This window comes from Brevinematia bacterium (assembly GCA_039630355.1).
Taxonomy (GTDB): domain Bacteria; phylum Spirochaetota; class Brevinematia; order DTOW01; family DTOW01; genus SKYB106.
Genome location: JBCNVF010000019.1, coordinates 1 through 12,497 on the forward strand (window position 1 = coordinate 1; position 12,497 = coordinate 12,497).

At 37.5% G+C, this 12,497-nt stretch carries 8 protein-coding genes and 2 rRNA genes; 7 read left to right on the top strand and 3 right to left on the bottom strand.

Features of this window, described 5'->3' with window-relative positions:
• From ABDH28_01560 to fliD, 6 genes are all read left to right on the top strand, one after another.
• A 23S ribosomal RNA gene (locus tag ABDH28_01560) occupies window positions 1–235 on the top strand; the annotation flags it as partial.
• A gap of 63 nt (window positions 236–298) precedes the next feature.
• Window positions 299–415: ribosomal RNA gene (gene rrf, locus ABDH28_01565) — 5S ribosomal RNA — on the top strand.
• Between the two features lie 21 nt (window positions 416–436).
• Complete coding sequence (locus ABDH28_01570) at window positions 437–1,558, top strand: hypothetical protein (protein MEN2997714.1); 1,122 nt, start codon at window positions 437–439, stop codon at window positions 1,556–1,558.
• A gap of 56 nt (window positions 1,559–1,614) precedes the next feature.
• Complete coding sequence (locus tag ABDH28_01575; GenBank protein ID MEN2997715.1) at window positions 1,615–1,974, top strand: Hsp20/alpha crystallin family protein; 360 nt, start codon at window positions 1,615–1,617, stop codon at window positions 1,972–1,974.
• A gap of 11 nt (window positions 1,975–1,985) precedes the next feature.
• Complete coding sequence (gene lon, locus ABDH28_01580) at window positions 1,986–4,517, top strand: endopeptidase La (GenBank protein ID MEN2997716.1); 2,532 nt, start codon at window positions 1,986–1,988, stop codon at window positions 4,515–4,517.
• 58 nt (window positions 4,518–4,575) lie between these two features.
• Window positions 4,576–6,642, top strand: a complete 2,067-nt coding sequence (gene fliD, locus ABDH28_01585) for a flagellar filament capping protein FliD (GenBank protein ID MEN2997717.1) — start codon at window positions 4,576–4,578, stop codon at window positions 6,640–6,642.
• Window positions 6,643–6,648: 6 nt separating this feature from the next.
• Here the strand turns inward: fliD and recN are convergent, their stop codons facing one another.
• The 3 genes from recN to pyrH form a co-directional block, all read right to left on the bottom strand.
• On the bottom strand, window positions 6,649–8,343 hold the full coding sequence (recN, locus tag ABDH28_01590; protein MEN2997718.1) for a DNA repair protein RecN: 1,695 nt from the start codon (window positions 8,341–8,343) through the stop codon (window positions 6,649–6,651).
• Between the two features lie 174 nt (window positions 8,344–8,517).
• Entirely contained in the window at window positions 8,518–9,636 is a 1,119-nt protein-coding gene (locus tag ABDH28_01595; protein MEN2997719.1) for a glycosyltransferase family 4 protein, read from the bottom strand.
• 4 nt (window positions 9,637–9,640) lie between these two features.
• Window positions 9,641–10,351 carry a UMP kinase gene (pyrH, locus tag ABDH28_01600; protein ID MEN2997720.1) on the bottom strand — a complete coding sequence of 237 codons (711 nt, stop codon included), beginning with the start codon at window positions 10,349–10,351 and terminating at the stop codon, window positions 9,641–9,643.
• Between the two features lie 662 nt (window positions 10,352–11,013).
• Between pyrH and ftsZ the strand changes: the two genes are divergently transcribed.
• Entirely contained in the window at window positions 11,014–12,231 is a 1,218-nt protein-coding gene (gene ftsZ / locus ABDH28_01605) for a cell division protein FtsZ (protein MEN2997721.1), read from the top strand.
• Window positions 12,232–12,497: the final 266 nt, after the last annotated feature.

A 12,497-nucleotide genomic window follows, 5' to 3' on the forward strand; every position in this document is an offset into this window, starting at 1 on the left:
TAGTACGAGAGGACCGGAGTGAGAAGACCTCTGGTGTACCAGCTGTGTCACCAGATGCATCGCTGGGTAGCCATGTCTTCAAGTGATAACCGCTGAAGGCATCTAAGCGGGAAGCACGCCCCAAGATAAGGTGCCCCTGAAGGGCCCTGGTAGATTACCAGGTTGATAGGGTGTAGGTGTAAGCACAGAAATGTGTTCAGCCGAGCACTACTAATAGCCCGTCCGGCATAGCTACCTTCCCTATAAACCAAAAATTAATATATATGCCTCCATCTCTTAAAGATGGATCGTTTTTTTGCCTGGTGAGAATAGGGTAGGGGAAACACCCGGTACCATTCCGAACCCGGAAGTTAAGCCCTACACCGCCGATGATACTGCCCTGGCAACGGGGTGGGAAAGTAGGTACTCGCCAGGCTATATATATTATCTCTGTACTATGAGAAGATTTCACAGAAAAAGACAATCTTCACTTTTAAATATCCGCAAATCGTTTTTCTCTATAGCCGTTTTCTGCTTCCTGCTCACCCTAGTCACGTTATCAGCTGTATCATGTTCTAGAGGTATCAGAGGAAAGTTCTTAACATACCTTGAGATCGGTACTAATACCAACCAATTCCATATATGGATACCTTATCATGATTCAAATTTTGTGTTTTACTCTTTCCAAGAAATTTTCTCCTCGTCTGTGGACCCGGAGATAAAAAATTTCTTAGATGACAGCTTTTCTGTGACCTTTATCATAGATTCTGCAGAGCTACTTATTCTTAATCAAGTACCTAAAAAATTGAGACTTCTTTCTACCTCTTACAACGCTTCATCCTTAGTTGATGAGGTAAATCTGGAAAAAGATTTTTTCATCACTGATTCCACTATTAATAGCGAAGGTTCTATGTTACTTTTAGCTTTCGACTCAGAAACGTCCTTAGGAGATTGTTTATATTCCGCTTTTTTCTATAAGAAGGGAAGTGGAAAAGTTGAAAATGTGGGTACTCTGTTCACAAATGTTGTGAAACTTGACTCCGATGACTTGGGAAATTTCTATATCTTTCAAAACGTCTCAGATTCTCACCTAAGAATTGATATGTTTTCTTCAGCATTTCTTGCACTCCCGCCTATAACAGTTAACTTAGAAGAGTTTGGGATGTCAAATGTTGTTTTTTCTTCTGGAGTTGTTCTTAAACCCTTACTCTTTCTCCTAAAGTTTGATTCTAAGGATCTTTCCCAAAAAAGCTTCATCTTGCTACTTGATTATAACTCCAAAAGGTTGTTGAAAAAATACGAAATTTCGCTTCCTAGTGGTAACTTTGCTATGTTGTCACTTCTAAAAAACAATTTCGTTGCCTGTGCTACTTTTAAGAATGGGTTACCTGTGATTATGTTTTTCAATCCGTTTGAGCCTTATTTTAAGGTTTCTCATGAAATTTATATAGAGTTTCCTTATCCTACTATGATGAGAGGATTTAGGGTTGAGAAGGATGGAAGGTTAATTGCTTCATTTCTGGATGTTCCTGACAATAAGATATTGTTCTACTATTGGGATCTGATATCTGCTAAATAAACTTTTGTTGAAAGGGCAAAGGTTAGAAATTAAACTTAGATATGAGAGGTGACAGTATGGCTAAGGAGAGAGATTTTTTTAGAATGATTCTAAGTTTTGGAACCTATAATGTAGTAAGACCTAATGTTCATTGGATACCACCTGTTGATGTTTATGAATTTGTTGATAAAGTAGTGATTTTAGTTGAATTACCAGGGGTTGAAAAAGAGGATATTGATATTACTTTGAAAAACGGTTTCTTAAGGATTTCTGGTGTTAGAAAAGAAATGTATAATGAAAATAGAGTTAGGATACATCAGATGGAGATAAGCTATGGTTATTTTGAAAGAATAGTTGAGGTTGGTGAGGTTAATGAGAAAAACATAAAAGCTGATTTAAAAGATGGGATTCTTACTATAACTATCTTTAAATACTAGGGAGGTTTGGAATGTCAGAGGTCAGGTTTTTCCTAGGAAAAGAATTTGATGTTGGTGGTATTTTTCAGTCTTCTGATAAGGATGAAAGCAAAGGACAAGATAGAAAGTATCCAGAACTTTTGCCAATAGTTCCTCTTAGAAACATGGTACTTTTCCCAGGGGTTGTTACTCCTCTGTCTATTGGTAGAAAGAAGTCTCTAAGTGCTGTTGAAGATGCTTCTCTGAAAGATAAACTTATTGGATTTGTTACGCAAAGGTCAAAAGATGTTGAGGATCCGGGAATAGATGATCTCTATAGGGTTGGGGTTGTTGCGACTATATTTAAGATATTTAGGCTTCCTGATGGAACTTTGAATGTAGTGGTTAGGGCTGAGAAGAGATTTAGGATAAAGGATATTGTGGAAACTGAGCCTTTCATAAAGGCTAATGTTGAATATCTTGAAGTAGAGATTGTTAGAGATGAAGAAGTTGAAGCTTATGTGAAAACTATAAGGGATATGACAACATCGTTGATCCATCTTATTCCTGATGCACCTCCTGATGCAGAATTTGTTCTTCAGTCGATAGAGCAACCAGATCTGTTGGGATATTTTGTTGTTTCAGGTGTGAATGCAACGATTGAAGAGAAGCAAAGGATTCTTGAAGAGAACTCTCTCAAAGAGATTCTTAAGCTTGTTGTGAGCTATCTGGGAAGGGATCTAGAGCTTGCTAAGGTTAGCAAGGAAATCCAGGAGAAGGTTAAGAACGATGTTGAGAAAACCCAGAAAGAGTATTTCTTAAGACAGCAACTAAAAGCAATCCAGAAAGAACTAGGTGAATTGAGTGATCAGGAAAAGGATATTCAGGAACTCAAGCAAAGACTTGAGAGTAAGAAGATGAGTGAAGAGGCCAGGAAGGTAGCTCTTGAGCAGATAGAGAGATTATCAAAGATACCAGTGATGTCTCCAGAGTATACTGTGACCAGAAACTATGTTGATCTCATTTTACAGTTACCTTGGGATGAATACACAGAAGATAATCTAGATATAGAATACGCAGAGAAGGTGCTTAACGAAGATCATTATGACTTGGAGAAAGTGAAAAAGAGGATTCTGGAATACCTCTCTGTTATGAAACTTAAGAAAGGATACGTAAAAGGCCCTATACTGTGTTTTTATGGTCCACCTGGAGTTGGTAAGACTTCTTTAGGTAGGTCAATAGCAAGAGCATTGGGTAGAAAGTTTGTGAGAATATCGTTAGGTGGTGTGAGAGATGAAGCTGAGATAAGGGGACACAGGAGAACATATGTTGGTGCTTTGCCAGGAAGAATAATACAGGGACTTAAGAAAGCAGGGTCATCAAATCCAGTTTTTATGCTAGATGAGGTAGATAAACTTGCATCAGATTTCAGAGGAGATCCAGCATCTGCGCTTCTTGAAGTGTTAGACCCCGAACAGAATAGCTCTTTCAGTGATCATTATCTGGAGATACCTTACGACCTCTCTAGGGTTATGTTTATTACTACCGCTAACTCCCTAAACACTATCCCTTGGCCATTGCTTGATAGAATGGAGTTAATATCTATACCTGGTTACACAGAGTATGAGAAGAAGATGATCGCTGTAAACTACCTTATTCCTAAGCAAAAGAAGGAAAATGGTCTTGAGGAGTATAATGTTACTATAACAGATTCTTCGTTAAGCAAGATAATAAACGATTACACTAAAGAAGCAGGAGTGAGAGAGTTAGACAGAAGTATAGGTTCTATTATGAGATCTATTGCCACCTATGTTGTTAGGAATGGAATAGAACCAGGAGGAGAGGATATAGTTGTTGACGAAAAGAAAGTTAGGGAATTTCTAGGTCCTGAGAAGTTTATACCCGAGGTAAAAGAAATGACGAGAATACCAGGGGTTGCTGTGGGACTTGCTTGGACCCCGGTTGGTGGAGAAATTCTCTTTATAGAAGCTACAGCTATGAAGGGAAGAGGTAACTTAATACTCACAGGTTCGCTTGGAAGCGTAATGAAAGAGTCTGCTTCGATAGCGTTTAGTTATGTGAAAGCCAATGCTGAAGCTTTTGGGATACCTAATTATGTTTTCAAAGAATATGACCTACATGTTCATATACCCTCTGGAGCAATTCCAAAAGATGGCCCCTCTGCTGGTATAACGCTACTTGTTGCCATAATATCACTTTTGACCCAAAGAAGAGTTAGAGACAACGTCTCTATGACTGGAGAACTTTCGCTTAGAGGGCTAGTATTACCCGTAGGTGGAATTAGAGAAAAAATACTTGCAGCAAAAAGGTATAACATTACTAAAGTGATAATTCCAGATAAAAACCTAAAAGATGTAGATGAAATACCTGAAGAACAGAAAAAAGGAATAGAGATAATACCAGTTGGGAAGGTAAGCGAAGTTATCAGCTTGGTCCTTGAAGAAGAACCTGTTGAGGATATCCATAAAGTCTTTAAGAAGCTCTCAAAAGAAGAAAAAGAACAATTAGAGGGTGGTAAAGGAAGAGAAAAAGAGCAGGGTAAGATTAAAGTTATATCCTCTTAGTGGGAGGAACGTACTCCAAAATTTTCAGACCTGCTTTTTTCTTCCGAACTTTACTTCTGTGAGAATAGATATTATCATAAATATTGTGAGTACGGTGTTTATTAGGACTTTAATATTAGTTTTTTTGCTTTTGGTTTTCGTGGTTGGTAGTTTCTCTCAGTCTACTAAAAAGAAGCCAGGAATAAGTGATCTTTTTGGCACAGGACTTAACACAGATGAGATTGTTGATAAATTAGTTGAAGCAGAAGGTATGAAGGGTGAGAAGTACCAGCAAGAAGTTAGTAACCAGACTATCAGAAAGGCTATAATAAACTTCGTTGAACAGAACTTAAGAGAGCTTGGAGACTTGGCGAAAGCTGTTTATGATTATAGGTCTCCTTTTCAGAATAGGGTTGGATTTTCACAAGATGAGAGTCTGGTAAAGCTGATTCCCAGTAGGGGGGCTAATGTTGGTGAGGTGAGGATTAGGGTTGAGAGAATGGCAAAGCCTGATGTTTTTGTTTCTGACGCAGTGCCTATCGGCACTGAACTTAAACCTTTTAAGGTGACGATATCCTTGGGTGATAGAAGCATTGAAGTTGATTTCAAGGGAGGAAGACTGCGAGATCTGGCAAAAGCTATAAATGACGTTGCAAAGGAGATTGTTTCAGCAGAGGTTATAAAGGTTGATAACGAGAATGAGGTTCTGAGAATAGAGGGTAGGAGGACGGGTAAAGGGGCAGGGGTAATTATAACTGGAGATGTAGGTGAATTAGTTAGAATAGGTTTGCTTACCAAGGAGAAGATTGTTAAGACCGACAAAAGAGAGCTTGACATATTGCAGATCTTCACTCCTCTTAGAGCTTTTACTGTCAAAGAGAGAGAGGAATTTGTAAAAGATGTTTCCTACAGTGTTACAAAGAGCACTGTGCTTGAGATTTCAAACTCTACTATCTTTCAGCCTGTTCCTAAGCCTAGGGAGGTTGATATAAGAGTGATGGAAAGTGTCAAAGTTAGCAACGTTGAGGTTAAAGGTGGTTCTCCGATAACAACCTTTGATATACTTAAGGAATATGTGACGAATGACTTTTTGTTTGTCGTTCTGCACTTAAAGGATGGAGCGAGAGTAGAGGTTGTAATTCCGGAGGGTCAGAGTTTTATTAAAATGAGTCTTTCAGGTTATGATGGGAAGGAGATTGAAAGAGTTACTCTTAGAAACGGTAACGATCTTGCTAGAATAACTTTCTATAGAATTCTTATATATGACAAGGTTGAGGATATAAAGAAGCTTGCTGAATACGAGCCCAAAAACTATCTCTCGCAGGCGGATAACTCGGTCTTGTATGTTAATGGTATCAGGATTGAGAGGGAAAGTAACGATATAACTGACGTAATAAATGGAGTGGTAAAGGTAGTAGGAGAGGATCCTAAAAAGGAGGTTCTAACAAGGATAGACTATGATTATGTGGCAGTAACTAATTCTATATCAAACTTGGTTGGAAAATACAACGACGTTATGATGTATCTTAGCAAGATAACTAAGCCCATTGTTGACAGAAGACAGCTTTATGAGAAGCCTGATGAAGAGAAGGAGGAAGGTTCTTTTGCTACTGATATGGATATCACTAGGCTCAAGGACAAACTTAGAATGTTTGCTATGCAACCTTATCCTACTAGAGTCACAAACATAAGGCTTCTCTACCATATAGGAATCTATACGAAGGATATATCTACAAAGCTAGAGTTTGACTCAGATCTGTGGGAATACGTTAGAAGGGGGATACTAACTATAAACAATGAGAAACTTATGCTTGCGATATCGGAGAATATATTTGCGGTAAATGATATTTTTGGAAGAGACACAAATGGTGATAAAATTGTTGATTCTGGGTTTGCTTACAGTGTTTCAGCTTTATGCGACGAGTATGTAAGGGTGGGAGGAGTTATAGCTAACAAGAAAAAACAGATTGATAACATAATAAAGTCTAACAAAGAAATGTATGCTAAGTTTCAGAAGCATCTTGAGGAATATAGGGTTTCTCTTGAGAAAAAATTTGGTAAACTTCAGCAAGTGTTGAGAGAGAGTAAGTCAAAACAAGATTGGTTTAACAACCAAATGAAAGCAATGAGGGGTGATAAAGATTGAGTATTTCTAAGATCTCTTAAGGAGTTCCTCTGCGTATTTTATTCCAGTATCTGTTTCGTTTCCTATCATTCTGGCTATTTCATATTTTCTCTCTTCGTCGGAGAGTTTTCTAGCTACAACTCTAGTTTCATTGTTGTCAAATATTTTTTCTATCATAAAGTGGGAGTTTGCTTTTGAGGCTACCTGTGGTAGGTGGGTTATGACTATAACTTGTTGCTTTTGTGCCATGCTTTTTATTATTTCGCCAACAACGTTTGCTGTGTGTCCACCTATTCCCACATCTATTTCATCAAATACCATCATATCAACCTCGGATACATCTGCTAAAACGCTCTTTATTGCTAGCATTATTCTTGATATTTCACCACCAGAGGCAACATGCCTTAGGGGTTTTAGTTCCTCACCTGGGTTTATGGAAATAAGAAATTCAACTCTGTCTACTCCTTTCTCATTAACATCCACCTTAACTCCATTTATTTCTATTATTCCGTTCTCATCTTTGTAGTATTTAAAGTCAGTTTTGAATATTGCTTTTTCCATTGCCATATGCTTTAGCTTTTCCTCTACCTTTTTATCAAGTTCTTTGGATTTGTTTATTCTCTTTTCGGAGAGGTCAATACATGTTCTCTTCAGCTGTGCTATGGTTTTGTTGTATTCTTCTTTAAGACTTAGTAGTTCTTTATCGCTAAACTCTAGTCTGCTCAGCTCTTCTTCGGTTTCCTTTAGGTGTAGCATAAGCTCGTTTACAGAGTTTTTGTTGTATTTCCTTTTCAGTGTTCTAATTTGGTCAAGTCTGGAGTTCACTCTTTCTACTTCCTCTGGTTGGAAGTTTATCTTCTCAAGTAAGTTTTTAAGCTCAGAGACAACGTTTTTTACTATTATTTGTGACTCCTCAAGAGAGTTTGATAAGTTTTCAAATAAAGGGTTAAGTTTTATACCACTCTTTAGGAGGTTTGCAACTCTTCCCATTAGAAGCAGTGCTGATGTTTCGTTTTCACTAAGAAGCAAGATAGACTCTTGAAGTATGTTATAAAGGTTTTCGTAGTTTGTTATTAGGTTAAACTTTTCTTCAAGTTCTACATCTTCGTTTTCTCTCAGGTTGGAGTTTTTCAGTTCCTCTATCGTATACTTTAGAAACTCTTCTCTTGTCTTTTTTTGGGATAGGTTTTCCTCTAACTCTTTGATCTTATTTTTCAGTTCTAGAGCTTTGTTATAGAGTTCTGAGACTTCCTTGAGTTCTTTGTTGAATTTTCCAAAAGAATCTAGATAGTCTATGTGGGTTTTTTGATTTAGCAAACTCTGGTGATCGTGCTGTCCGTGAAAATCAACCAGAATTTCAGAAAGTTCGGAAACTCTTGACAGTGTTTCATGGAAGCCGTTTACTGTTACTTTGTTTCTGCCTGATATTTCATATTCTCTTCTTACTATTATTCTTTCATTCTCTAAGTTGAATCCTAGTTTTTCTATTTTTTCCCTGATTCTTGGATTTGTTATTAGAAATACCGCTTCAACTATAGTTTTATCTTTACCTGTTTTTATTATTGAAGGTGTTGCTCTTTCTCCTAAGCAAAATCCTAAAGAATCTACTATTATTGATTTTCCTGCACCGCTTTCGCCTGTGAATACATTAAAGCCTTTGTCAAACTCAATTTCAATTTCGTCTATCAATGCGTAGTTTTTTATCTTTATGCTTTCCAGCATAGTAAATATTCTAAAGTCTTTTTGGACTACTTATCAAGTAGGACAACAGTGAGATTCGGTTTCTACAATATCACTCTAGATTGGGTTTTAGAGTTTATTGAGAGGTTATTTTTCCAGTCCCGATGGTAGACTACGAGAGAAATAGGGGAAAACTACTCTGTTGTGGGTTTATTTTTAGTTTTTGAAAAATTCGTTGATTTTGGTGTCAACAAAGTTCTTGAACTTAGATTTGAAGTTTTCTTCGGAGAACCTTTCGGCATTTTTTCTGACATCCTTGAAGTTTATCTTTTCTTGAATTTTTTCAAACTTACTTATGGCTTCTTTAAGACTCTCTACGGTTTGCTCATGGAAAAGGATACCGGTTTTACCATCTATTACACTTTCGGTAGCTCCACCTTTACCGAAAGCTATTACTGGGGTTCCGCAAGCCATTGCCTCAACTGGCATAATTCCAAAATCTTCTTCTGCTGCAAAGATAAATGCTTTTGCTTTCTGCATATAGCTTTTTAATACATCATTGGGTTGGTATCCAAGGATTTCTATGTTTCTTTTACCTCTCGCTATGCTTTTGACCTTTTCAAACTCAGGACCATCTCCTATTACTACCAATTTCCTATCTGGAAGTTTTGCAAAGGTTTCAACAACAAGAGGTATCATTTTGTAAGGCACCATTCTTGAGGCTACTAGGTAAAACTCTTCTTTATCTTCGCTAAAAGAGAAGTTTTTCGTGTCAACGGGTGGGTAGATGACCTCTGCTTCCCTAGCGTAGATTTTTCTTATTCTTCTTGCGGTATAATTGGAGTTTGCAATAAAGTAGTTGACCCTGTTTATGGTAGAGAGGTCCCATATTCTTATGTAGTGGAGAATCAGTTTTGCTAGAAAGGCTTTTAGCCCTCTTTCTAGTTTTGCTTCTTTCAGGTATTGGTGATACAGGTCCCAGGCGTAGCGAATTGGGGTATGGCAATAGCAGATATGTAATTGATAATGTCTGGTTATAACTCCTTTGGCTACTGCGTGCGATGAAGAGATTATCACATCGTAATTTGAAAGATCAAACTGCTCTATTGCTAGGGGGAATAAAGCTAAATAGTTTCTATACTTTTTCTGGGCAAATGGCAATTTTGAAATAAACGATTGCTGTGTTTTTTCAGGAGGAATTCCTAGTTTGTTGAGAGTTTCATTGTTGGAGATTAAGCAAAAGACGTCCGAAGGGTACAGTTCATAAATTGACTTTAGAACTCTTTCAGCTCCAGCAAATGTTACTAACCAGTCTGCAACTATTGAGAACTTCATGTTTTTATACCTTCACGAATGTTCCAACTTTTTCGCCTAACACTATTCTCTTTATTCCGTCTTTTTCCATTAGGTTAAAGACGATTATTGGTATTTTGCTTTCACAGCTTAGACTAAATGCGGTTAGATCCATGACTTTAAGGTTCATTGAGAGAACTTCACTACCGCTTATTTCATCAAATTTCTTTGCATCTTTGTGTCTTTTAGGGTCTTTATCATATATTCCATCAACTTTAGTGGCTTTTAATACAACATCGGCTTCAATTTCTGCTGCTCTTAGAACTGCGGAAGTGTCTGTTGAGAAAAAGGGGTTTCCTGTGCCACCAGCGAAAATGATAATATATCCTTTGGATAGATAGTCAATTGCCTTCTCAACAGAGTATTTCTCTGCTATTCCCTCTATTGGTATTGCGGAAAGAACTACAACTTTAACTCTCTTAGAAGAGAAGTCATCTGCTAGAGTTATTGAATTAAGAATGGTTGAGATCATTCCTAGCCTATCGCTGTTAACTCTCTCAATGCCTTTTACCGCTACTTTGCTTCCTCTTATGAAGTTGCCTCCTCCAACTACTATTCCAATTTGGGTTCCTAGGGAGTAGGCCTTTATTATCTCGTCAGTGATGTATGAGACTACCTTCATATCTATTCCTAAACCTTGTTCACCACCTAAAACTTCACCACTTATTTTAATAACAATCCTATCAAATTTTTTCATAAATCGGGTATAATTATACTTGGGTAATGGATATCTTTACAAGTTGCTATAGAAGAGAGTGAATAAATTCCGATTTTGGTTTGTAACTAGGCAAGATTCTAGACTTTTTGCTTATACTCTCTTTGGTTCCACATAGCGCTTGTTTTAATCGCAAGATTTCATCTTACACCAAGCCTCTTAGGTGCTTGCTAAGGGAAGTGCTTACTTAGCTCCGACAGGGACTGCGAGAAAAATAGAGAGAAGACTACTTCTAGTTGTAAGTTTTGGACTTTACTGACTTCAGTTAAATCTGAAGTTTGTAGCAGAGTTTGGTAAGAATTAAAGTGAAATAACCTCCTCTTGCCCTTAAAATAAAGGCAAAAGGAGGAATATATGAATAACAAAAAAACTATAAATCGCTTCATCAAAAACTTTCTACTTAACTTTTATCCAAGCTCAGGAAGAAGATAGTAGAAGTTGTTCTTGCAATCATTCTCTCTGGAAGCTTGAGGATATCTAGGGTATCTCTCAGCAGCAGGAAGAGGGAATAGTCAAGGTATTCAGAATACTTTTTCACAAAAAAATACCAAACTCTTGACCAAACTTCAGGTTAAATTTATTGAAAATCGTTTTTTATTGTTTTACAATACTTGAGTAAAGTTTTTGGGATGGGAGGGGTTTATATGTATGACTTTGATGAGAATCCAACTAATATAAAGGTAGTGGGAGTTGGTGGGGCTGGATGTAATGCTGTTGATAGGATGATAGGGGCAGGTGTTAAGAATGTGGATTTCATTGCGATAAATACTGATGTCCAAGCGCTTGCGAAGAGTCTAGCTCCTACGAAGATACAGATAGGTCAGAAGATAACCAAAGGATTTGGGGCAGGGGCTGATCCGAGAGTAGGTGAGGAGTCTGCAAATGAGGATAGGGATATCATATACGATGCCCTTAGAGGAGCGGATATGGTTTTTATCACTTGTGGTATGGGAGGAGGAACAGGAACTGGTGCTGCACCTGTGATTGCTCAGATATCAAAGGAGATAGGAGCGTTAACAGTAGCAGTTGTTACTAAGCCTTTTCTAGTTGAAGGAAAAAAAAGAGCGGATAGGGCAGAGGAAGGTATAAAAAAGCTTAGGCAATACATTGATACCATAATAGTAATACCGAATCAGAATCTTTTTAAGGTTATTGACAAAAAAACTCCTCTCGTTCAAGCTTTTCTCAAAGCCGATGAAGTGCTAATGCATGCTATTCAGGGGATGTCAGATATAATCACTAAACCGGGCCTTATAAATGTTGATTTTGCTGATGTAAAAACTGTGCTTAGGGAAGGAGGTGAGGCATTGATGGGAATCGGTGTAGATTCTGATCCTAAGTCTGTTGCTCAAAAAGCAATAAATAATCCTCTTGTTGACAACATCTCATTTAGAGGGGCGAAGGCTGTTCTTGTCAACATTTCTGGTGGAAGTAAGCTTTCTCTTGATGATGTTAATATCATAATGGAAACTATAAATGAGACAGCAGATAAGGAAGCTAACATCATAATGGGAGCTTGCCCTGATGAAACTATGGGTGAGCAAATAAGGGTTGTAGTTATTGCTACGGGTTTCTCTTCCTTAGCTTCAGAAGCAAGTTCTAAAATGCATCAGCAGATTAGTGGGGATGGTAAGGAAGAAAAGGAAGTTTCCAAAATGGGAGAAGGTGGAGTTAAAGTTATACCGGGAATAGGCAAAATTGTATCTAGGCAAGATTTTCTGTCAAAGCGCAAAGGGCTTAGATCTTTTGAAGAAACTATTAAGGAGGTATATGATCCTTCAACTCCAGCAATTTTAAGGAAGAATAAACTGGCTTCTTATTTCCAATTAGGTGATGAAGATGAGTTATCTAATAGTTTTTGATCTCTAGTTTGGATTCTTTAGGTATTCCAAGCCAGTGATGTAGGATTACTGAGTAAAATGAAAGGTTTTCTTTATTGCAACTTCCTCGCTACGCATATGTGTAGTAAATTTATCATACCTTCATTTTACTTTTCTACAACTGCATCTGTGGTGCACAAGTAGTGGTGTTGTTCTACTAGTTGTTTCTGGATTTCCGTTGAACTTCTTGTAGATTTGGTTAATGGAACTTGACAAGTATTTGACAAGGTAGTATTTTAAATCTATGC

Excerpts from the sequence above, each read along its gene's own strand:
- ABDH28_01570 (MEN2997714.1), top strand. The coding sequence starts at position 437 with ATGAGAAGATTTCACAGAAAAAGACAATCTTCACTTTTAAATATCCGC.
- ABDH28_01575 (MEN2997715.1), top strand. The coding sequence starts at position 1,615 with ATGGCTAAGGAGAGAGATTTTTTTAGAATGATTCTAAGTTTTGGAACC.
- lon (MEN2997716.1), top strand. The coding sequence starts at position 1,986 with ATGTCAGAGGTCAGGTTTTTCCTAGGAAAAGAATTTGATGTTGGTGGT.
- recN (MEN2997718.1), bottom strand. The coding sequence starts at position 8,343 with ATGCTGGAAAGCATAAAGATAAAAAACTACGCATTGATAGACGAAATT.
- ABDH28_01595 (MEN2997719.1), bottom strand. The coding sequence starts at position 9,636 with ATGAAGTTCTCAATAGTTGCAGACTGGTTAGTAACATTTGCTGGAGCT.
- pyrH (MEN2997720.1), bottom strand. The coding sequence starts at position 10,351 with ATGAAAAAATTTGATAGGATTGTTATTAAAATAAGTGGTGAAGTTTTA.
- ftsZ (MEN2997721.1), top strand. The coding sequence starts at position 11,014 with ATGTATGACTTTGATGAGAATCCAACTAATATAAAGGTAGTGGGAGTT.